17 protein-coding genes are annotated in these 22,559 nt (G+C 71.5%); 16 read left to right on the top strand and 1 reads right to left on the bottom strand.

From position 1 onward, the window contains the following. Positions 1–38: 38 nt before the first annotated feature. The gene (locus AC5WS8_RS10670; RefSeq protein WP_496103080.1) at positions 39–1,649 is read left to right on the top strand and encodes an amino acid adenylation domain-containing protein; all 1,611 of its coding nucleotides are present in this window, start codon (positions 39–41) and stop codon (positions 1,647–1,649) included. 53 nt (positions 1,650–1,702) lie between these two features. Next, the gene (locus tag AC5WS8_RS10665) at positions 1,703–3,088 is read left to right on the top strand and encodes an FAD-binding oxidoreductase (RefSeq protein ID WP_496103079.1); all 1,386 of its coding nucleotides are present in this window, start codon (positions 1,703–1,705) and stop codon (positions 3,086–3,088) included. A 73-nt stretch (positions 3,089–3,161) separates the two neighbouring features. Here the strand turns inward: AC5WS8_RS10665 and AC5WS8_RS10660 are convergent, their stop codons facing one another. Continuing rightward, the gene (locus AC5WS8_RS10660) at positions 3,162–3,518 is read right to left on the bottom strand and encodes a hypothetical protein (protein WP_496103078.1); all 357 of its coding nucleotides are present in this window, start codon (positions 3,516–3,518) and stop codon (positions 3,162–3,164) included. A 204-nt stretch (positions 3,519–3,722) separates the two neighbouring features. Here AC5WS8_RS10660 and AC5WS8_RS10655 point away from each other — a divergent pair, with 204 nt between their 5' ends. From AC5WS8_RS10655 to AC5WS8_RS10590, 14 genes are all read left to right on the top strand, one after another. Then, on the top strand, positions 3,723–4,823 hold the full coding sequence (locus AC5WS8_RS10655) for a phenylacetate--CoA ligase family protein (protein WP_496103077.1): 1,101 nt from the start codon (positions 3,723–3,725) through the stop codon (positions 4,821–4,823). After that, the gene (locus AC5WS8_RS10650) at positions 4,823–6,232 is read left to right on the top strand and encodes an aldehyde dehydrogenase family protein (protein WP_496103076.1); all 1,410 of its coding nucleotides are present in this window, start codon (positions 4,823–4,825) and stop codon (positions 6,230–6,232) included. Before AC5WS8_RS10655 ends, AC5WS8_RS10650 begins: the two co-directional genes overlap by 1 nt. Positions 6,233–6,352: 120 nt before the next feature. Further along, positions 6,353–7,576: a methionine adenosyltransferase gene (gene metK, locus AC5WS8_RS10645; protein ID WP_496103075.1), complete on the top strand. Its 1,224-nt coding sequence runs from the start codon at positions 6,353–6,355 to the stop codon at positions 7,574–7,576. A gap of 36 nt (positions 7,577–7,612) precedes the next feature. After that, positions 7,613–8,593, top strand: a complete 981-nt coding sequence (locus AC5WS8_RS10640; protein WP_496103074.1) for a carbohydrate kinase family protein — start codon at positions 7,613–7,615, stop codon at positions 8,591–8,593. After that, complete coding sequence (gene metF, locus AC5WS8_RS10635; RefSeq protein WP_496103073.1) at positions 8,590–9,474, top strand: methylenetetrahydrofolate reductase [NAD(P)H]; 885 nt, start codon at positions 8,590–8,592, stop codon at positions 9,472–9,474. Before AC5WS8_RS10640 ends, metF begins: the two co-directional genes overlap by 4 nt. Before the next feature lie 185 nt (positions 9,475–9,659). Next, positions 9,660–10,025 (top strand): acyl carrier protein, encoded by a 366-nt coding sequence (locus AC5WS8_RS10630; RefSeq protein ID WP_496103072.1) that lies wholly within the window; start codon positions 9,660–9,662, stop codon positions 10,023–10,025. Continuing rightward, positions 10,018–12,780, top strand: a complete 2,763-nt coding sequence (locus tag AC5WS8_RS10625; RefSeq protein WP_496103071.1) for a type I polyketide synthase — start codon at positions 10,018–10,020, stop codon at positions 12,778–12,780. The genes AC5WS8_RS10630 and AC5WS8_RS10625 overlap by 8 nt, the downstream gene beginning before the upstream one ends. Then, positions 12,777–13,565, top strand: coding sequence for a thioesterase II family protein (locus AC5WS8_RS10620; RefSeq protein ID WP_496103070.1), 789 nt, complete (start codon positions 12,777–12,779; stop codon positions 13,563–13,565). Before AC5WS8_RS10625 ends, AC5WS8_RS10620 begins: the two co-directional genes overlap by 4 nt. Before the next feature lie 9 nt (positions 13,566–13,574). After that, the gene (locus tag AC5WS8_RS10615) at positions 13,575–14,630 is read left to right on the top strand and encodes an aldo/keto reductase (RefSeq protein ID WP_496103069.1); all 1,056 of its coding nucleotides are present in this window, start codon (positions 13,575–13,577) and stop codon (positions 14,628–14,630) included. A gap of 48 nt (positions 14,631–14,678) precedes the next feature. Continuing rightward, positions 14,679–17,024: an acyltransferase domain-containing protein gene (locus AC5WS8_RS10610; RefSeq protein WP_496103068.1), complete on the top strand. Its 2,346-nt coding sequence runs from the start codon at positions 14,679–14,681 to the stop codon at positions 17,022–17,024. Positions 17,025–17,093: 69 nt separating this feature from the next. After that, complete coding sequence (ccrA, locus tag AC5WS8_RS10605) at positions 17,094–18,338, top strand: crotonyl-CoA carboxylase/reductase (RefSeq protein WP_496103067.1); 1,245 nt, start codon at positions 17,094–17,096, stop codon at positions 18,336–18,338. Between the two features lie 63 nt (positions 18,339–18,401). Then, complete coding sequence (locus AC5WS8_RS10600) at positions 18,402–20,138, top strand: fatty acyl-AMP ligase (protein ID WP_496103066.1); 1,737 nt, start codon at positions 18,402–18,404, stop codon at positions 20,136–20,138. Positions 20,139–20,268: 130 nt separating this feature from the next. Next, positions 20,269–21,198 (top strand): LysR family transcriptional regulator, encoded by a 930-nt coding sequence (locus tag AC5WS8_RS10595; RefSeq protein WP_496103065.1) that lies wholly within the window; start codon positions 20,269–20,271, stop codon positions 21,196–21,198. 23 nt (positions 21,199–21,221) lie between these two features. After that, the gene (locus AC5WS8_RS10590) at positions 21,222–22,550 is read left to right on the top strand and encodes a cytochrome ubiquinol oxidase subunit I (protein ID WP_496103064.1); all 1,329 of its coding nucleotides are present in this window, start codon (positions 21,222–21,224) and stop codon (positions 22,548–22,550) included. Positions 22,551–22,559: the final 9 nt, after the last annotated feature.

Raw genomic sequence — 22,559 nt, 5'->3', positions numbered from 1 at the left:
AACCCATCGAACCCATCGAAGCGGAACGCGAGTACACCATGCAGTCAGCCGCCCCCTTTCTCCACTCCGGATTCCAGGCCTCGGCCCGGCGCGTTCCGGAGAACCCCGCTCTGACCCTGCGCGGGCGGACGTGGACCTACCGGGAACTGGACGGCATCGCCCGCCGCTGGGCCGCCGCGCTCACGCAGTCGGTGGCACGGCCGAAGCGCGTGGCCGTACTCGGCCACCGCAGCATCGTCACCTACGCGGGATTCCTGGCCGCGCTGTACGCGGGCGCGACCGTGGTCCCGCTGAACAAGAAGTACCCCGTCGCCCGCAACCGGGACATCCTGGAGCGCGCGGAGGCCGACGCCGTGCTGGCCGACGGGGGCTCCACCGCCCAGCTCGGCCCGCTCCTCGACGGCCTGACCGACGCTCCCACGGTGGTGCTGCCGGAGAGCGACGAGGCGCCCGGCACCCTCCCCGCGGCGGTACGGGTCCTCACCGGAGCCGACCTGGCGGCCTGCGTCCCGCTGGCCGAGCCCGTGGCCGCGGCTCCCGAGGACGGCGCGTACCTGCTCTTCACGTCCGGCACCACGGGCCGTCCCAAGGGTGTGCCGATCTCGCACGCCAACGTGACCGCGTTCCTGGCCGCCAACACCGAGCGGTACCGGTTCACTGAGCACGACCGGTTCACCAACACCTTCGACCAGACCTTCGACCTGTCGGTCTTCGATCTGTTCATGGCCTGGGGAAGCGGCGGCTGCCTGGTCCCGATGGACACCTTCGAGCTGATGACCCCGCTGGACTTCGTACGCGACAACGACATCACCGTCTGGTTCTCGGTCCCGTCGGTGGCGGTGCTCCAGCACCGCCGCGGCGCGCTGGAGCCGGACAGCATGCCGTCGCTGCGGTGGAGCCTGTTCTGCGGAGAGGCGCTGCCCGCGGCCACCGCCCAGGCCTGGCAGGAAGCGGCGTCCGCTTCCGTGGTGGAGAACCTGTACGGGCCGACGGAGGCGACCATCGCCTGCCTGGTGCACCGCTGGAATCCGCAGACCTCGCCAGCCGGTGTCGTCAACGGCGTCGTCTCGATCGGTTCGCCCTACCCGGGCATGGCAGCGGCCGTACTCGCGGAGGACGGCAGCCCGGTTCCGCACGGTGAGACCGGCGAGCTCTGCCTCTCCGGGCACCAGGTCTTCGAGGGCTATCTGAACGCGCCCGAACAGACCGAGAGCGCCTTCCACATCACCCCCTCGGCGTTCGGCCCCGACCACCGCTGGTACCGCACCGGCGACCTCGTGCGCCGCACGGAGAACGGCGAGCACGGCTACGTGGGCCGGCTAGACACCCAGGTCAAGATCCTGGGCCACCGCATCGAGACGGGCGAGGTGGAGGCGCACCTGCTCCGGCAGGAGCGCATCGACCAGGCCGTCGTCGTCGCCGTCCCGGGGGACGAGGAGGGGGTGACGGTGCTCGCCGGCATCCTGGCGGGCGACGGCCTCGACGTCTACGACGTGGACGAGGAGCTGCGCCGGACGCTGCCCCCCTACATGATCCCCCTGACCTACCACCTGCTGGACACCTTCCCGCTCAACGACAACGGCAAGGTCGACCGCAAGGCACTACGCCGACAGGTCGAGTCCGGAGAGCTGGAGCCGGTCCTCCTGTGAGCAGGGCTTCGAGGCTCTCCGGGAAGGTCTCAGAACAGAAAGGAACGCCGCAGATGAACGACGCCGCCGGGATCGCGACCCTGCGCGACCGCGTGCGCGGTGAGGTACTGCTGCCGGGTGACGACGGGTTCGCCGCCCGGTGCGCGGGGTTCCAGACCGCCTACCGGCACCGGCCCCGCGTACTGGTCCGCGCCGCCGACGCCGAGGATGTGGCGGCCGCCGTGGCGTACGCCGCCGCGCAGGGGCTGCCGGTGGCGGTCCAGGCGACCGGGCACGGCCTCTCCGTGCCCACCGACGGGGGCGTGCTCATCAACACCGCGCGGATGGCGGAGGTCACGGTCGACGCCGAGGCCCGCACGGCGCGGGTCGGAGCGGGCACCCGCTTCGCCGCCGTCGTCGACGCGGCGGCCCGTTACGGGCTGGCCCCGCTCAACGGCTCGGCGCCCGGCGTGGGTGTGGCCGGATACGTCCTGGGCGGTGGACTGGGGCTGCTGGCACGGGAGTTCGGCTACGCGGCCGACCGGGTCAGGGCAATCGACATCGTCACCGCCGACGCCCGGTCGCGACGGGTCACCGCGGACAGCGACCCCGAGCTGTTCTGGGCGCTGCGCGGCGCCGGAGCGAACTTCGGTGTGGTCACCGGCATGGAGATCGACCTCATCCCGGTCAGCCGGCTGTACGGCGGAGAGCTGGTCTTCGACCTGGCCCGCACTCCGGACCTGCTCGCCGACTACCTGAGCTGGACCTCGACGCTCCCTCCGCAGCTGACGTCCTCGGTGTCGCTGCTCAACTATCCCGATCTGCCCTTCTTCCCGGCCGTGCTGCGCGGCCGGTTCGCGGCCCACGTGCGCATCGCGTACACCGGCGACTCCCGCACGGGCGAGCAGTTGGTCGCGCCGTTGCGCGCGCTCGGCCCCCGTCTGTCGGACACCGTCGCGGAGATGCCGTACACGGAGTGCGGTGCGATCTACAACGACCCACCGCAGCCGCACGCCTACCAGGGCGACAACGTCCTGCTGCGCGCCTTCGGCCCGCAGCAGGCGGCCGAGGTGACGGAGCTGGTGGGGCCGGGCGCCGCGGTGCCGTGTGTGCTCGACGTCCGCCACCTGGGCGGGGCGCTCGGCCGGCCTGCCCAGGTACCCAACGCGGTGGGGCACCGATCGGCCCGGTACCTGTTGCGCGTGCTGATGCCCCTGACGGGGGCGGCGCCGGACGAGGCGCGGGCCACGGCCGGCAAGGTGCTGGGGACACTTGCCGCCGAGTCCGTGGGCGGCCGGTTCCAGAGCCTGGTGTACGGCGGGTGCGAGGACGGCGCTCCGACCGCGCCGGCCACGGATTTCTGGGAGCCTGCGGATTTCCGCCGACTGGCCGCACTGAAGGCCGAATTCGACCCTGCCAATATGTTCCGCTTCAATCGCAATATCGAGCCGGCGGGCTGAACGGAGAAGCTATCGAAAAGCACCGGCACAGTGTGCGGCGCCCCGGAAATCCAGGGCGCCGCTTCGTCATTCCCTATTTTTCGGAACCGGCGGGGACCTGCCCGCCCAAGGCGGGGCCGAGGCCCCCCAGGGAATCCAGGGAATGCAGTCCCTCGGCGGTCGCCTCCACGTCGAACCAGGCCCGGAAGTCCACCGGATGGCCGATGAGGTGGGCCGGGCTTCGGGGCAGCGCCGCAGTTCGCGCGGCTTCCTCCGACTCCCACAGCAGGAGCGCGCCCCATCGTCCGGTCGACGGATCCGAGAGCCAGATCTTCAGGAGCAGACCCGGTATGCCCGTCCAGTGCTCCGACTCCTCGCGAATGAAATCGCGGAGAGTTCCGGCGGTCTGCTGTGATTCGGTGAGGTCCCACCACGCAATCATTGCCTTCATCGCACCAGTGTATGCGGTGCCGACTGCCGACCGTCGTGCAGTACTCAGTCAAAACACGTACGGTGCCCATGAATTGAGTAGTCATTACTCAGGCGTGGGCGGCGGGCCGCTGATCGAATAAGGGATATCGGTCACGGCCGGCGGGGGACGCGATGAGCGGGTCCGGCCGGACCCGCCCTGCCGGCTGTTGACATTGGAGGACGAGTGGCGCCAACCGACCTGTCGATCCTGGACCTGCCCTACGACGCGAATCCGGACCCCGACGAGCTGGTGCGGGCGGCGATGGAGTGGCACTTCAACCCGGAGACCGGCTCGCCGTACTGGCTGAAGCGGGCCGAGACCCTCGACTTCGACCCCCTGTCGGACGTCAAGAGCCATGCCGACCTGTCCCTCTTCCCCCATGTCGCGAACGAGCTGCGGGACGTGCCGGCGGCCGACCTGGTGCCGCGCGGCTACGGCGAACACCTCGACATCGTGGGCATCTTCGAGAGCGGTGGCACCACCGGTGCGCCCAAGCGGGTGGTCTGCCCGGCCGACTGGCTGGAGAAGCTGGTCGGCTGGAGCAACGCCAACCTCGACGTGCACGGCTTCCCGCGCGGTGTCGACTGGCTGGGCATCACGCCCTCCGGGCCCCACGTCGTCGGTGAGATCTTCCGGCGCTCGGCCCGTACCCACGGCCGGTACGCCTTCCAGATCGACCTCGACCCCCGGTGGGTCAAGCGCCTGATCTCGGAGGGCAAGGGCAGTCAGGCGGACGCCTACGCCGAGCACGTCATCGACCAGGCCGCGTTCATCCTGCGCACCCAGGACATCGGCGTGATGACGGTCACCCCGCCGCTGCTGGAGCGCATCGCCCAGCGTGAGGAACTCGTCGAGCTCGTCAACCGGAAGGTGAAGGCCATCCGTTGGGGCGGCACCCAGCTGGACCCCGACACCGAAGCCCTCTACCGCACCGAGATCTTCCCCGACGCCATCCTCTACGGGCACTACGGCAGCACGATGATCCTGGGCATCGCCGGCCAGCGGCACGGCACCCCGCTGGGCAAGCCTTGCGTGTTCGACACCTTCTCGCCCTACATCACGTTCCAGGTCGTGGACCCCGCCACCGGAGAGCCGGTGGCGTACGGGCAGCGCGGCCAGGTCGTCATGCACCACGTCAGCAAGGCCATGCTGCTGCCCAACAACCTCGAACGCGACACCGCGATCCGGGTGCCGGCGCCCGCGGGCAGGATCGGGGACTCGGCCGCAGGTATCGCCCCGGTCGCCCGCTTCGACGACGAGGTCGTCATCGAGGGGGTCTACTGATGACCGCCGAACCGCGGCAGCCGCAGGGACCGGACGGGCCGGACGCCGCGGTGCCCGTACTGGACGCGCTCGGCCCGGCCGGCCCGTACCGCGCCCACAGCCGTCAGGAGATCACCGATGTGACCGGCGCGGTCATGGCCGAGATGAGTCTCGTGCCCGCGCTCTACGTCAACCGGGCGATGAAGGCCCTGCACGCCGCGACCCCGCTGCCCGCCGCCGAGCGGGCAGGCGCCCTGGCCCGCGCCGCCGAGCTGTTCCGCACGGCAACGCTGGGCGGGCTCGCCGTCAAGGAGTACGAGGCGGCCGTAAGCCGGGTCTCCGGCCTGCCGATCGAAGTCGTCCGGGTCGCGACCGCGACCTGTGCCGAGCGGGTCGCGAACTCCTACCGGAGCGTCCAGCTCGCGCGGCCTCAGGGAGCGGTCTCCGACTGGCGCGACCCGCTGGTGCGCACCTCCCAGGCCGTGTGGACGCGGCGCGGTGAGGTGCTGGCCGTCCATGTCCCCGGCAACCACCCCGGCACGCACGGGTTCTGGCCGGAGGCGCTGGCGCTCGGCTACCGCGTCGGCGTCCGCCCTGCCGCCCGCGAGCCGTTCACCGCGCACAGGTTGGTCCTCGCCCTGCGCGAGGCCGGGTTCGGCGGCGACCACGTCGTTCTGCTGCCCTGCGGCCACGAGGCGGCCGACGCCGTCGTGCGGGGCGCCGACCTCGCCTACGGCGGGGACGAGATCATCCGCCGGTACGCCGACGACATCGGAGTGCTCTCCCTGCAGCCGGGCCGCTCGAAGATCCTGCTGACCGCCGACACCGACTGGCGCGACCACCTCGACATGATCGTCGACTCGGTGGCCCGGCACGCTGGCAGCGGCTGCGTCAACGCCACCGCCGTACTGGTCGAGGGTGACCCGGCCCCGCTCGCGGGCGCGATCGCCGAGCGGCTGGCCGCACTGCCGAGCCTGCCGCCCTACGACGAGAAGGCCGTCCTGCCGGTGCAGAACACCAAGGCGGCGCGGGCGCTGGAGAAGTTCGTGCTCGACCGGGCCCAGGGCACCCGCGCCTGGCTCGGCGGCACCGGGTTCGTCGACGAGCTCGGAGACGGCAGCGCCGTCCTGCGCCCGGCCGTCCACCAGGTCGACTCCGCCTCGGCCCCCCAGCTCGCCTCGGAAGTCCCCTTTCCCTGCGTGTGGGTGGGGCCGTGGAGCCGCGAGGACGATGTGGAGCCGCTGCGCGACACCCTGGTCCTGACCGCCGTCACCGAGGACGAGAACCTCGTGCAGGCACTGATCGACGAACCGACCATCAGCAATGTGCACGTCGGAAGCCATGCCACCCACTGGCACCGCCCCGGTCTGCCGCACGACGGCTACCTGGGCGAGTTCCTGATGCGAAGCAAGACCGTCGTCCGCGTCTGAAGCACAGGCGACAGCCGAGGCCCAGGTCGAGGCACGCAGACCGCAGACGCACACCGTCCGCCCCCCCCGGGCGGCCGGAGCAATGTCCAGCCAGCAGCCGCTGCAAACCCAGGGAGCGATGTGTCCCGCCGCCTGTTCACCTCGGAGTCCGTGACCGAAGGTCACCCCGACAAGATCGCTGACCAGATCAGTGACGCCATCCTCGACGAGCTCCTGCGCCAGGACCCCGCCTCGCGCGTCGCCGTGGAGACCCTGATCACGACCGGTCTGGTCCATGTCGCCGGTGAGGTGACGACCAAGGCGTACGCCGACATCCCGACGCTGATCCGCACCAAGGTCCTGGACATCGGCTACGACTCCTCGCAGAAGGGCTTCGACGGCGCCTCGTGCGGCGTGGAGGTCTCCATCGGCGCGCAGTCCCCGGACATCGCGCAAGGTGTGGACACGGCGTACGAGCAGCGGGTCGAGGGTTCCTCCCAGGGGGAGGACCGGGACGAGCTGGACCGGCAGGGCGCGGGCGACCAGGGCCTGATGTTCGGATACGCCACCGACGAGACGCCCGCGCTGATGCCGCTCCCGATCCATCTCGCGCACCGGCTGTCGCGACGGCTGACGGAGGTCCGTAAGGACGGGAGGCTCCCGTACCTGCGCCCCGACGGCAAGACCCAGGTCACCATCGAGTACGACGGCGCGCGGGCCGTCCGCCTCGACACGGTCGTGGTCTCCTCACAACACGCCCCGGACATCGACCTGGAGTCCCTGCTGGCGCCGCATATCCGCGAGCACGTGGTCGAGTACGTGCTGGCGGAGCTCGCCGCGGACGGTATCAAGCTGGCGACCGAGGACTACCGCCTGCTGGTCAACCCGACGGGCCGGTTCGAGATCGGCGGGCCGATGGGCGACGCGGGTCTGACCGGCCGGAAGATCATCATCGACACGTACGGCGGCATGGCCCGGCACGGCGGTGGCGCCTTCTCTGGCAAGGACCCGTCGAAGGTGGACCGCTCGGCCGCGTACGCCATGCGCTGGGTGGCGAAGAACGTGGTCGCGGCCGGCCTCGCCTCCCGCTGCGAGGTGCAGGTCGCCTACGCGATCGGCAAGGCCGAGCCGGTGGGCCTGTTCGTGGAGACCTTCGGCACCAACACCGTGGACGTGGGCCTGATCGAGGACGCCATTTCCGAGGTCTTCGACCTGCGCCCGGCCGTGATCATCCGCGACCTCGACCTGCTGCGCCCGATCTACGCCCAGACCGCCGCCTACGGCCACTTCGGCCGAGAGCTCCCTGACTTCACCTGGGAGCGCACCGACCGCGTCGACGCGCTGCGCCGGGCCGCGGGCATCTGACGAGGCACGGACGAGACTCGACGGGAGCACGCAGCGATGCGCATAGCGGTGTCAGGGTCGATCGCGACCGACCACCTCATGGCCTTCCCCGGCCGATTCACCGACCAGCTGATCCCTGATCAGCTCGCCCACATCTCCTTGTCCTTCCTGGTCGACGACCTGGAGGTGCGCCGCGGCGGTGTCGCGGCCAACATCGCCTACGGACTCGGCCGGCTGGGCCTGGCCCCCCTGCTCGTGGGGTCCGTCGGCCTCGACTTCGACGCGTACGAGGTCTGGCTCAAGGACCACGGTGTCGACACCAGCGCGGTGCGGGTTTCGGACACGGCGCAGACCGCACGGTTCGTCTGCATCACGGACCAGGACAGCAACCAGATCGCGGCCTTCTACGCGGGCGCGATGAGCGAGGCCCGGGAGATCGACCTGGCGCCACTGGCCGCGCAGGACCGGCCCGACCTCGTCCTGGTCTGCGCGAACGACCCGGCGGCGATGATCCGCCACACCCGGCAGGCCCAGGCACTGGGCATCCCCTTCGCCGCCGACCCCTCCCAACAGCTCGCCCGGCTGACCGGCCCGGAGGCCACCGAGCTCGTGACGGGCGCCACCTGGCTGTTCACCAACGAGTACGAGGCCGCACTGCTGGTCGAGCGCACCGGCCACGCCCGCGAGGAGCTCCTCGCGAGCGTCGGCACCTGGGTGACGACCCTCGGCGGGCGCGGCGTTCGGATCGAGCGGGAGGGGGAGCCGGCGTTTCTCGTCCCCGCCGCCCAGTGCGACCACGTGACCGATCCGACCGGTGCCGGCGACGGCTTCCGCGCCGGCTTCCTCACGGCCGTCGCGGCCGGCCTGCCGCTGATCGCGGCCGGCCGGCTCGGCTGCGCGGTGGCGGCGTCGGTGCTGGACACCGTCGGCCCCCAGGGATACGAGACGGACCCGGCCCGGCTGGAAGAGCGCGTGCGCACGGCGTACGGGGCGGCGGCCGCCGCACAGCTGCGGCCTGTCCTGGGGCTGGGCGCATGACGCTGCGCGAGACGCTCGCCTCCGGAATCCGGTCCTTCTCCTTCGAGTTCTTCCCGCCCAGGACTGAGGCCGGTCACCGCAACGTGTGGGACGCTATCCGGCGCATCGAACCGCTGGCGCCCACGTTCGTCTCCGTCACCTACAGAGCCGGCGGCTCCTCACGGGACCGGACCGTCGAACTGACGAAGCGGATCGCGTCCGATACGACCCTGCGGCCGGTGGCCCATCTCACCGCCGTCGGGCACTCGGTCGCCGAACTGCGCCGCATCATCGGCCAGTACGCGGATGCCGGCGTGCGTGACGTCCTGGTCCTGCGGGGGGATCCGCCCGGTGACCCGAGAGGTCCGTGGGTGCCGCACCCGGAGGGCCTCACATACGCCCACGAACTGGTCACCCTCGTACGGGAGGCCGGGGCGTTCAGCGTCGGCGTGGCGGCGTTCCCGGAGCGCCATCCGCGCTCGCCCGACTGGGACAGCGAGATCCGCCACTTCGTGGCCAAGTGCCGGGCCGGCGCCGACTACGCCGTCACACAGATGTTCTTCGACGTCGAGGACTACCTGCGGCTGCGCGACCGGGTGGCCGCCGCGGGCTGCGACATCCCGATCATCGCGGAGATCATGCCGGCCACCGACGTACGGCAGATCCGCCGCTTTGCCGAACTCAGCAACGCGGCGTTCCCGGCCCAGCTCGCCGGCCGGCTCGACGCAGCACGCGACAGGCCGGCCGAGGGCCACCGCATCGGTGTGGAGCATGCCGTCGCCATGTCCGAACGGCTGCTCGCGGAAGGGGCCCCGGGGCTGCACTACATCACTTTGAACCGTTCCACGGCGACGCTGGACATCCACCGCGCCGTCATGGCCGCCCAGGGCGCCACCGTCTGAACCCAGGCAGCACAACCCGGCAGGAATTCCGTTTCGGAACACCGGCCGGGTCGTGCTGCTGTGCCATGCCCATTGCCATAAACGATAGTTCTGCCCGGCCGGGAAGGTATTTATTGGACACTTCCCGGTGTGCGGCAGATGATCCTAGGGAGCCACCAATTGGTGATCCGAAGGGGAGGAGTGGAGTGCGCGCATCCCATGCGAATCCACGAGAAGTAGATTTCGCAGCCGTCATCGCCGAGATCTGGTGTGAAGTTCTGGAAGTCCCCGAGGTGGGCGACGAGGACAACTTCTTCGATCTCGGCGGACACTCCCTGCTGCTCCAGATGGTTCGCGAACGAGTCGTCGAGCGCACCGGCAAGGACATCGAGCCCATCGAGTTCTTCACCTACCCGACCGTGCGGTCGCTCGCGCACCGCCTCGAAAGCGAGGGGCCCGCCGCGGCCACCGCAGGCCGACGCCGCCCTACCGGCCGACTGAACCGCCTGGGGAACCGACGGGCCCAGCTCGGCCAAAACGCATCGGACACCCCCGGAGAATTCGGTGAGTGATTTCGAGACCCAGGAAGCCGGCGACGGATTCATCGCCGTCGTCGGAATGGCCGGCCGTTTCCCCGGTGCCGCAGACCTCGACGAATTCTGGGACAACCTCTCGGCCGGGATCGACTCCATCACCCGCGACGTCCCCCAGATATTTCCGGCAGGCGCACCCGACGGCGGCGACCTCACCTACGTGCCGTCCCGCGGCCGGCTGGATGGCGCCGAGTGGTTCGACGCCGACTACTTCGGCTACTCCGCGAAGGAGGCGTTCCTGATTGACCCGCAGCACCGGGTCTTCCTGGAATGCGCGGTCGCGGCCCTGGAGGACGCCGGAGCGGACCCCGACCGCTTCCCCGGCGCGATAGGCGTCTACGGCGGCTGCACCGAAACCCGGTACGCGGAGGCGCTCCGGGCCCAGCGAGCGCAGCTGGCCCCGGTCACCGAGGACGACATCGTCCTCGGCACCGCTCCGGACTTCCTGGTCTCACGCACGGCCGAACGTCTCGGTCTGCGGGGCCCCGCGGTCGCCGTGCAGTCGGCCTGCGCGACAGCGCTGGTGGCCATCCACACGGCCGGGCGGGCCTTGCTCGCCGGGGACTGCGACATGGCCCTGGCGGGCGGCGTCGCCGTGCACGTACCGCCGAAGAAGATCACATGGACCGGACCGGACGGCACCCTGGCGCCCGACGGCGTGTGCCGCGCCTTCGACGCGAAGGGGCAGGGCACCGTCGCCGGCAACGGAGTCGGCGTGGTCGTCCTCAAGCGCCTGTGCGACGCGCTGGCCGACGGTGACCACATCCGCGCGGTCGTCCGCGGGTCGGCCGTGACCAACGACGGCTCCGGCCGCATCGGCTTCACCGCGCCCAGCGTGGCGGGCCAGGCCGCCGCGGTACGGGAGGCGCAGCTCACCGCCGGCACCGACGCGCGCACCATCACCTACGTCGAGGCCCATGGCACCGCCACCCCGCTCGGTGACCCGATCGAGATCACGGCCCTCACCCAGGCCTTCCGGGCCGACACCGACGAGCAGGGCTTCTGCTCCATCGGCTCGGTGAAGACCAACATCGGGCACGCCGACGCGGCGGCCGGTGCCGCGGGCTTCATCAAGACGGTGCTGGCGCTCGGCTACCGGCAGATCCCGCCGAGCCTCCACTTCACCGAGCCCAACCCCCAGATCGACTTCGAGACCGGCCCGTTCAAGGTCGCGACCGAACTCGCCGACTGGGAACCGGCCGGCCTCGTCCGACGCGCAGGGGTCAGCTCCTTCGCGGTCGGCGGCGTCAACGCCCACCTGGTCCTGGAAGAGGCCCCACAGCGGCTGCCGTGCGAGTCCGAGCGTCGCGCCCACCTCCTGGTGCACTCCGCGCGTACCCCCTCCACGCTGCGCGCCCGGACGGCCCGGTTCGACGACCACCTGGCCGCCGCCGAGGTCCCGGCGTACGCCGACATCGCCTGGACCCTGCAGACGGGCCGGCGCGAGCACCAGTACCGCGCGTTCACCGTCGTCGGTGACGGTCCGGCCCGTGAGCCGGTCCGCTCGGCCGAACCCCCGCGTGAACGGCCTGTGGTGTTCCTCTTTCCGGGCCGGATCGGACCCGCGGAGGCGTGGCGGCTGTATGTTTCCGAACCCGCCTTCCGGGCCGCGTTCGACTCTGTCACGGACTGCGCCGACGACCGGATGGCCCGCTCCGTACGGGAGGTCGCCAGAGGGCTGGCCCGGCCCGACGACGCGGTGGTGCGCGACACGTCCGTCTTCGCCTTCGAGTACGCCCTGGCAGCGCTCTGGCGGCGCTGGGGCGTACGACCGGCCGCGGTCTTCGGCACCGGCATCGGCTCTTTGGTCGCGGCCGTCGTCGCGGGTGTCTTCCCGGTCGCCGACGCGGTGCGGCTGCTCGCTGATCCGGCCCGCTCTCGTGGCGGCGAGGACGGCCTCCGCACGCTCGTGGAGTCCTTGAGCCCGCAGCCGCACCGGATCCCCGTCGTCCTCGGCGACGGCACCTGGAACGCCACCGGTACACCGGTCACCGCCGAGCGCTGGGCCGGTGAGCTGCGCGGGGCGGCCGACCCGGACGCCGCGCTGAACACGGTACTGGCGGACCCCGAGCGCGTCCTCCTCCAAGTGGGCGCCGACTCGGGCCTGGTCACGCTCGCCCGGCAGCAGCCCCGCCACACCGACCGGCACCTCCTGCTGGCCGCTCTCACCGGCCTTGACGACGGCGGTGACGCACTGGCGGTCCTCTACGACGCGCTCGGACGGCTGTGGCTGTCCGGCGCCCGGGTCTCCTGGCCGGGCGTGCACGACGGGGAGCGCCGGGCCAAGGTGCCCCTGCCCACCTACCCCTTCGAGCGGCTCCCGTACCTGGTGCGCCACCCGGCCGAGGAGGCGCAGACGGCCACCGGCGGCAGCGCCGAGAGTGGTGTCGCGGCCGACGGGGCCACCGACGAGGAACCCGCCGTGGGCGCCCCGGTGGAGGAGAGCTGGCCGCAGTCCGGCGACCGCCCTGCCGACGACACCCCCCTCGGCGTGGTGCTGCGGCTGTTCGGCGAGGCGCTCGGACTGCCCGACATCGAACCGGACGAAAGCTTCTTCGAGCTCGGTGGCGACTCCCTCATCGCCGTGAAGCTCTTCGCCCAGCTCAAGGAGATCTACCCGGTCGAGATCAAGATGAGCTCCCTGTTCGAGTCCGCGACGGCGGCCGATCTTGCCGCGCTGATCGAGCGGCAGCTGACCGACCCGCACCTGGACACGGAAGAGGAGTCCGCATGACCGCCACCGGAGCCGTGGCCGGGGCCGGCCCCGCGGCCGGCACGACGGCCGACCTGCAGGCCCGCTGGCTCTCCGGCCGCAGGCCCAGGACGGAGACCACGCTCGACCTGTACTGCTTCGCCCACGCCGGAGGCTCGGCAGGGGAGTTCGTACGCTGGGCCGGCGCCCTGCCGGACATCCGCCTGTGGGCGGTGAAGCTGCCCGGCCGCGCGCCGCGGCAGGACGAAGCGCCGTACAGGAAGATCAGCCACCTCGTCCGGGACCTCGTCGAACAGGTCGACTTCGGGCAGCGCGACTTCGCCTTCTTCGGCCACAGCCTGGGCGCGCTGATCGCCTTCGAGACCACGCGGGCACTGCGCCGGGCCGGTCTGCGCCAGCCCCGCGCCCTGCTCCTGTCCTCCATGCAGCCGCCGCCCGTCAAGACCCGACGCAACGTCCATCAGCTGCCCGACGACGAGCTGCTGGCCGAGATCGAGCGCCGCTGGGGCGCGCTGCCCATGCTCGTTCACGAGGAGCCCGACCTCAAGCGGCTCGCGCTGCGCTACCTGCGCGCCGACGCCGAACTCGCCGACTCCCACGAGTACGTCGCCGAGGACCCGCTGGACATCCCGATCACCACGTTCGCCGGCGACGAGGAGGACCCCGGGCAGCTCGACTGGGCAGCCCACACCCGAAAGGCCTTCGCCGCGCACCTCGTGCCCGGCGGCCACTTCTACTTCCGCGACCCGCAGTCGCAGGCCGAACTGCTGAGCCTCATCGGCGACGCACTCAAAACGGAGATCTGAAGGACACCCATGCGTTACACCACCTTCGGCCGCAAAACCGGCCTGCGCGTCTCCGAGTACGCGCTCGGCACCGCCAACTTCGGCACACTGTGGGGCGGCGGCGCCAGCCGCGAGGAGTCCCGCAAGATCTTCGACCGCTTCGCGGAGGCCGGCGGCACCTTCATCGACTCGGCCGACAACTACCAGATCGGCGAGTCGGAGAAGCTGCTGGGAGAGTTCCTCGGCGCCGACCGCGACCACTTCGTGGTCAGCACCAAGTTCTCTCTCGGCGCCGGCCGCGCCCGGATATCCAACACGGGCAACAGCGCCAAGAACATCCGTAGTTCGGTCGAGTCCAGCCTCCGCCGTCTCGGTACCGACTACATCGACGTGTACTGGGCCCACCTGCCCGACTCCATCACCCCGGTCGAGGAGATCCTCGGGGCCCTCGACGGCCTCGTCCGGGACGGCAAGATCCTCTACGCCGGGCTCTCCAACTTCCCGGCCTGGCGAGTCTCCCGCGCCGTCACCCTCGCCGAACTGCGGGAGGCGACCCGTCTCGTGGGCGTCCAGTTCGAGTACAGCCTCGCGGAGCGCGGCGCGGACCGCGAGCTGATCCCCATGGCCGAGGCCCTGGGGCTGGGCACCGCCCTGTGGGCGCCGCTCGGCGGCGGGCTGCTCACCGGCAAATACCGCCAGAGCCGCCGCGGCCGCCTCAGCGACTGGGAGGGCCAGGCCATCCGGGTCGAGGACTCCAAGCAGCGCACCGCGGTCGTCGACGCCGTACTCGCCGTCGGCGAGGAGACCGGCGCCCCGGCCGGGCAGGTCGCCATGGCCTGGCTGCGCGCCCGGGCGGCACGCTCGGCCACCGCGATGGTGCCCGTCATCGGCCCGCGCACCGTCGACCAGCTGGAGGACTATCTCGCCGCGCTGGAACTCACCCTCGACGACGCGCACATCGAGCGCCTGGACCAGGCCGGCGCGATCCGGCTGGGACAGCCCTACGAGCTGATCGCCGGCCATCAGGACGCCGCGTTGGGCCGCACATCCGGCCGATTCATCCTCCCGGCCACTCCCGTGGCCTGACCGGCCCGAGTGAGTACGGACCCCAGACGAGAAGGGAAGGCGGACCGCATGACGGACCTCGCACCGGGCCAGCCCGACTTCGACCCCGAGGACCACGTCGCCGTCATCGGCATGGCGGCACGCTTCGGGCAGGCCGCGGACCTCGACGCGTTCCGCGGGAGCCGGTCCGCCCACCCGGCGGACACGACCCCCGGCCCGCTGGCCGACCCCTACGCGTTCGACCACAGGTTCTTCGGCATCTCCCCGCGCGAGTCGGCGATCCTCGACCCGCAGCAGCGCGTCCTCCTGGAGTGCTCCCAGCACGCCCTTGAGGACGCCGCCCATGACCCGGCCCGCGACGAGACGGTCATCGGCATCTACGCGGGCGGCGCGACCACAGCCCACGCCGCGCTGTTGCGCCGCCGGACCGGCGGGCCTGCCCACATCGACGACCGGCAGGTCCGGGCCGCCACCGGGGCCGACTTCCTGGCCTCGCGGGTCGCCTACAAGCTGGGGCTGACCGGCCCCGCCGTCTCCGTGCAGGCCGCCGGGGCGACGGCCCTGGTCGCGGTGCACACGGCCGCCCAGGCATTGCTCGGCGGCGAGTGCGACCTCGCCCTGGCCGGGTCGGTCACCGTGCACGGCCCCGAGGGCACTGCCCCGGGCGGCGGTTGCGCGGTCGCCGTGCTGAAGCCGCTCCGGGCGGCCCTGGAGGCCGGGGACCGGATCTACGCCGTCGTCCGCGGCACAGCCGTCGGCACCACGGGAGCCGGCGAGTCCGCAGCAGCGGGCCGGGCCCGCGTCGCCCGGCACGCCCTGGCGGTGAGCGGCCTCGCCGCGGACCCGGAGGCCGCCGAGGACGCCCCCGCCGGAGCGAGCGTCACCGACACGGCACCGGTCGCGGCCGCCTTCGTACGGGCCGTCCTCGCGGTGTACGACGGAGCAGGCCGGGCGGCCGGCGACGCCGGACCGCGGCGCGCCGCCGTAAGCGGTTCCGGTCCCTTCGGCACCCATGCCCACGCGATCGTCGAGCAGGCGCCCGCGGGGACCGCCGGATCGCCCGCGGCCCTCGCGGAGGCCTGGCAACTGCTGCCGTACTCCGCCAAGTCGGCGACCGCGCTGGCAGCGGTGGCGGCGCGGCTCGGCCGCCGATTGGAGCGGGCCGGGAGCGGCGAGGAGTTCCAGGACGCGGCCTGGAGCCTGCAGACTGGCCGGACGCAGTACGCCCACCGGGGCTTCCTCGTGGCCAGGGACCCCGCCGAGGCCGCCGCCGCGCTCGCCGAGGTCAAGGTCAGGACGAAGGACCGGTCCGCGGCGACGTCGCCGGAAGGCCCGCCGCCCGTGGTGTTCACCTTCCCGGGACACGGCGGTCAGCACGTCGGCATGGCACGCGGGCTCTACCGTCTCGATCCGCGCTTCCGGGCCGAGCTGGACGCCTGCGTCGCGCACGTCCGGGACGCCTCCGGCGTGGAACTCGGTGTCATCTTCGACCCCGAGGGGGAGACGGCCGAGGAGGCGGCCCGGCGCTCCGTCGCCGACGGCCGGATCGCGCAACTCGCCGTCTTCGTCCTGGAGTACGCCCTCGCGAAGGCCTTCATCCGCTGGGGCGTCCGCCCCGCGGCGGTCGTCGGCCACAGCCTCGGCGGCTATGCCGCGGCGTGCATCGCCGGGGTGTTCTCCTTCCCCGACGCGGTCAGGATGGTCCTCAAGCGCACCGAGCTGCTGCTGACCCTGGCGCCCGGCGCCATGGCGGCCGTACGGCTGCCCGAGGAGGAGCTGCTGCCGCTGCTCCCGGAGGGCGTCGGGATCGCCGTGATCAGCGGCCCCGACCAGGTGACCGTCTCCGGACCGCGCGAGCCGGTGGAGCGGTTCGTCGAGGAGCACGCGGCCAAGGGGCTGGAAACACGCCTGCTGAAGGTGCCGGGCGCCGGCCACTCCTGTCTGGTCGACGCCGTGCTGGACGAGTACGAGGTGTTCCTCGGCGGCATCACCTTCCACCGGCCCGCGGTCCGCGTCGTCTCGGACACCACGGGGACCTGGGCCGACCCGGAGGAGATCCGCACGCCGGCCTACTGGTGCCGGCACATGCGCCACGCCGTGCGCTACCACGACGTCCTGGAGACGTTGAACGCCTTCCAGGGCTGCGCCCTCGTCGAGGTAGGGCCGGGCACCACCCTCACGTCGCTGGCCCGTCGCCACGCGGAGCTGCGCTGGAGCCACCCGATCCTTCAGGCCTTGCCGCATCCGACCGACGAGACGCCCGACCCGAAGGTCCTGCTGTCGACGCTCGGCGCGCTGTGGGCCGCCGGCGTCGACATCGAGTGGCCGGCGCTGCACCCGCTGCGCGCCCCTCGCAGGACGTCCCTGCCGGGCTACCCCTACGAACGCACCGCGTTCCCCGTACCCGCGGCCTGACCGCCCAACTTTCGCACATTCGCAGTGAATTCGACCCAATCGACCACGTGGACCAGGAGAGCAGTGACCATGGGCAAGAGCCTGTACGAGCTGGGTGAGATGCCGCCGCTCGGCACCGTTCCGGAGAAGATGTACGCATCCGTGATCCGCCAGGACCGCTTCGGCGAGCCACGGAAGTCGTTCGCCACCGAGGTCATCGACACCCCCAGGCCGGGGCGTGGCCAGGTCCTCGTCTGGGTGATGGCGGCGGGCATCAACTACAACAACGTCTGGGCCGGCCTCGGCTACCCCCTTGACGTGATCGGCGCCCGGCAGAAGCGCGGCGAGCCCGAGGACTTCCACATCGGCGGCTCCGAGGGCTCGGGCGTGGTCTTCGCCGTCGGCGAGGACGTGGCCGGCGTTTCGGTGGGGGACCAGGTCGTGCTCTCCGGCGGTCAGTGGGACGAGACCGCGCAGGACATCCGCCTCGGCGGGGACCCGACCTTCTCGCCCACTCTCCAGGCCTGGGGATACGAGTCCAACTACGGCACCTTCGCCCAGTTCGCGCTCGTCAACGACTACCAGTGCCACCCGAAGCCGAAGAACCTCACGTGGGAGTCCGCGGCCTCCTTCATCCTGACCGGTTCCACCGCGTACCGCCAGCTGTTCGGCTGGTCGCCGAACACGGTCAAGCCCGGTGACCCCGTGCTGATCTGGGGCGGTGCCGGCGGACTGGGCTCCATGGCCATCCAGTTGGTCCGCAACGCCGGCGGGCTGCCCGTCGCGGTGGTCTCCAGCGAGGAGCGTGCCGAGTACTGCCGCGGCCTCGGGGCCGTCGGCACGGTCAACCGCCGTGACTTCTCCCACTGGGGCCGGATGCCCGACCTCAACGATCTGGGGGCGTTCGGCGCCTGGATGGGGGAGCTGCGACGCTTCGGGCGCGCCTACTGGGACGCCCTGGGCGAGCGCCGTGCGCCGAAGATCGTCCTGGAGCACAGTGGCCAGGACACCATCCCCACCTCCATGTACCTGTGCGAAACGGGAGGCATGGTCACCATCTGCGGCGGGACCTCCGGTTATGCCGCCGACGTCGACCTGCGTTTCCTGTGGATGCGGCAGAAGCGGCTGCAGGGCTCGCACGGGTTCAACCCGGCCCAGTGCCGCGCGGTGATCCACCTGGTCGCGTCCGGGCAGCTCGACCCCTGCCTCTCCGGGCTGTTCAGCCTGCAGGAGATCGGTGACGCCCACCAGCTGATGCACGAGAACCGCCAGCCCCCCGGCAACATGGCGGCGCTGATCAACGCGCCGCGGGCGGGGCTCACCGACCTCGCCTGAGCAGCCCTTCCGGGATGTCCGCCTGCCACGCTTGATGAACGGACGACAATGACCACTGATGCCATGACAGAGCGCACTCCGTTGCCCTTGCCCGCCCTGCTGGCTCGGCGGGCGGACGAGATGCCCGACACCGTCGCCTATGTCTACCTGCGCAACGGGGAGGAGATCGGTGAGCAGGTCACCTACGGGCAACTCCACGGAGATGTGCGGGCACGGGCCGGCGCCCTCGCCGAACTGGCCGGTGAGCGCCGCAGCGCCGTACTGATGTACCCCAACGGGCTGGAGTTCATCAGGGCCTGGCTGGCCTGTACCACAGCCGGCCTCATGGGAGCTCCCGTCCAGGTGCCGACGCGCAGGCTCGCGGTGCAGCGCCTGCGTACCGTCGCCGACGACGCACGGACGACCCTGGTCCTGACCACCCGTGAGGTGCGCGACCAGGTGCTCGCGGACTTCGCCGAGCTGCCCGAACTGGCCGGCCTGGAGATCGTCGCGACCGACGAGCTGCCGGCGCCGGCCGCCGGGACCGGCCTGCCCGTGCCCGGGCTCTCGGACGTGGCGCTCCTGCAGTACACCTCCGGCTCCACCGGAACCCCCAAGGGCGTGATGGTCACGCACGCCAACTTCTGGTTCAACGCCTGGGAGACGGACCGCCTCTGGCCGGTGGAGGACGACGGTTGCGTCGTGTCCTGGCTGCCGTTCTTCCACGACATGGGCCTCCTGCTGGGCATCGTGCTGCCCCTGTGGGCGGGTAGGCCGTCGTACCTGATGGGGCCTGAGGCCTTCATACGCCGTCCCGGCCGCTGGCTGGAGGCGTTGTCCCGGTTCGGCGGCACCCACTCCTCGGCCCCGAACTTCGCCTACGACCTGTGCGTGCGCAGCGACAGTGTGCGCGGCCCGATCGACCTCTCGCGCTGGCGGATGGCCGCCAACGGTGCCGAGCCGGTCCGCGAGCACACGCTGCGGGAGTTCATCGGCAAGTACGCCGCCAGCGGGCTGGACAGCCGTGCTCTCTCCCCGAGTTACGGCCTGGCCGAGCACACCCTGAAGGTCAGTGGCAGCGCGCCCGACGCCGAGCCGGCGCCGCTCGCGCTGGACGCGCGGGCACTGAGCCGGGGCAAGGTGGTCCCGGTTGCCGACAAGCCGGCTCCGACGGTGGTGACCAGCACGGTCATGAGCGTCGGCCGCACCGTGGGGGACACCCGGGTGCGCATCGTCGACCCGCACACCCTCAGGGAGGCGGCAGCCGACGAGGTCGGCGAGATCTGGGTGTCCGGTCCGTGCGTGACGGCCGGCTACTTCGGACGCGAGGAGGAGAGCGAGCGGACCTTCCGGGCGCGCATCGCCGGTGCCGAGGCGGACGGGCCTTACTTGCGCACCGGCGACATGGGCTTCCTGCACGGCGGCGACGTCTTCGTCACGGGCCGCCTGAAGGACCTGATCATCGTCAAGGGCCGCAACCACTACCCGCAGGACCTGGAGCACACCGTCGAGGGCAGCCATCCACTGCTGCGCCCGGCGTCCGCCGCCGCGTTTCCGGTCGACGACGGCACCCAGGAGTCCGTGGTCGTGGTGGTCGAGGGCGACAGCCGGGTGGCCAGGTACGCGAGCGCGGAGGAGGTGACGACCGCCGTGCGGGAGGCGCTGCGCCTCAACCACCGGATCGACGTGGCGGACGTGGTCCTGATCCGCCGCGGAACCCTGCCGAAGACCACCAGCGGGAAGGTGCGCCGCCGCCCCTGCCGCGAGCAGTACCAGGCCGGGACCCTGAGCTGGCTCGCCGTGCCGTCCGGCGGGGCCTGACCGGTTCCGGCGTCGGGTTCACATGGATCTGACATTCCCCGCACATGGATTTGAAGGTACGTGGACATACCGTTCGCCAGTTGTCCCGGATGCGAAGTCTCCGTGGAGACCCGGCCGGTACGATCACCGTATGGAACTGCGTCAGCTGGAGTACCTCGTAGCGGTGGCCGAAGAAGCCAGCTTTACGAAGGCGGCCGCGCGGGTGTTCGTGACCCAGCCCTGCGTGAGTGCGCAGATAAGGCGACTGGAGCGCGAGTTGGGGCAGGACCTGCTCGACCGCGGCGGCCGGACGGTCCAGCTGACGGATGTGGGCGCGGCGGTGCTGCCGCACGCGCGCGCGGTGCTGGCCTCCCTCGACGGGGTGCGGGACGCGGTGGAGAACACCTCCGGCGTCGTGCGCGGACAGGTGGCGCTGGGCTCCGTCGCCTCCTCCCTCTCCCTGCGGCTTCCGGAACTGGTCGCGGACTTCAGCGAGCAGTACCCCGCCGTGGAGATCTCCCTCAGCGAGGGGAGCACGGAACAGCTGGTCGACGCCGTGCGGGCGGGCCGCATCGACGTCGCGATCATCGGCGTCGGCTCGGACCCGCCGGCCGGCCTCGAAACGCTGGTCATCGCCGACGAGTTGCTGATCGGGGCCGTGAGCCACGACCACCCGCTCGCACAGCGCACCAGCATCACCGTCGACGAGGTGGAGTGCCACGCGATGATGTGCCTGCCCAGCGGCAGCGCCATGCGTGCCGCGTCCGACGCCGCCTGGGCGGCCGCGGGAGTCAAGCCCCGGGTCGCCTTCGAGGCCAGCGACCCCCGGGTACTGGCCCAACTCGCCGCCCGCGGCGCGGGAATGGCTATCCTGCCGGAGCGGTTCGTGCTCTCCCAGCCGGACCTGCTGCACCCCGTCGAGATCTCCAGCATGCACCTGCGGGGCGGCCTCGCCCTGGCCTGGCGGTCCAGCGGACGCATGAGTCCGGCCGCCAGGGCACTTGTGGCCCGGGCGCGCACCGAGCTCGGCCGGCCCGTGACGCCGACACCCCACCGCGAACCGCAGACCGACCGTTCCTGATCCCTCTCACCGGAAAGCGCCACGTGAACGCAGTTGACCTCGCGCGCCTCCAGTTCGCCGTCACCGCGACGCTGCACTTCCTCTTCGTCGCGGTGACCCTCGGACTGGTCACGGTCGTCGCCCTGATCCAGACCCGGGCGATGCGCACCGAGGAACTCGCCCTGCGTGCCATCCGTATGCGCCGCGTGCGCTTCTGGGGCGGCCTCTACGTCATCAACTACGCACTCGGCATCGTCAGCGGACTGACGCAGGAGTTCCAGTTCGGCCTGAACTGGTCCGGCCTCTCCCGTGTCATGGGCAACGTCGTCGGCGCTCCGCTGGCCGTCGAGAGTGTGGCCGCCTTCTTCCTCGAATCGACCTTCCTCGGGCTCTGGGCCTTCGGGTTCAACCGCGTGCCGCCCCGCGCCCACCTCGCGTTGATCTGGGGCGTCGCCCTCACCGCGTACGCCTCCACCTTCTGGGTCATGGTGGTCAACGGCTTCATGCAGAAGCCCGTCGGCTACGAGATGCGCCACGGCACCGCGTACGTCACCGACTGGGGCGCCCTCCTCACCAACGGCGCGACCTGGTATGCCGTACTGCACATCGCAGGTGCCGTGGCCCTGCTCGCCGGACTGCTCATGGCCGCCGTCAGCGCCTACCACCTGCGCCGCAGCCGGGACACCGACTTCTTCCGCCCGACGTTTGTCCAGGGATCGCTGCTCGCGGGCTGCGGCGCGCTCGTCACTGTGGTGGCGGGCTTCGTCCACCTGGGAGCACTGAAGGACTACCAGCCGGAGAAGTACGCCGTCCTGATGGGCCAGACCGGTGCCGAACTCGACCGGGTGCGCGCCGACGCGGCGGCCCGGTACGGCGCCGGCGACTGGATGCCGCCCGCCTGGGTCGGCGGGGCGTCCGTGCTCATGCTCGTCATCGGCGTGCTGCTGGCCTTCCTGGCCTGGATCCCGGCCACGGCTGCCCGAAGCCAGGCCCCGGGCGAGACGCTCGCCCGCCGAAAGTTCCGGCTGCGACTCCCCTCGATCCTGCTGCCACTCGGCTTCCTGGCCCTGGTCTGCGGCTGGCTCAGCCGAGAGGTCGGCCGGCAGCCGTGGATGGTCACCGGGGAGCTCACCGTCCGCGACGCCGTCGCCGACGTCTCCTACGGGGGGATGCTCGCCTCATTCGTCCTCTTCACACTCGTACTCGGTGTCCTGGCCGTCGTCGACTGGGTGCTGATGACCCGCTTCGCGCGCCTCGGACCGGACGTGGGGCTGCTCGGCGACGCCGGGCTCTTCCCGAACGCCGAAGAGCGACGGGTACTACGGGAGGACGGCCGGGGGACACCCCCGGCGGACGTCCGCCCATCCTACTGACCATCCCAT

The organism is Streptomyces sp. PTL18 (assembly GCF_059510295.1).
The sequence above is the reverse complement of the archived record's forward strand: the minus strand, read 5'-3'. Positions and strand labels throughout refer to the sequence as shown.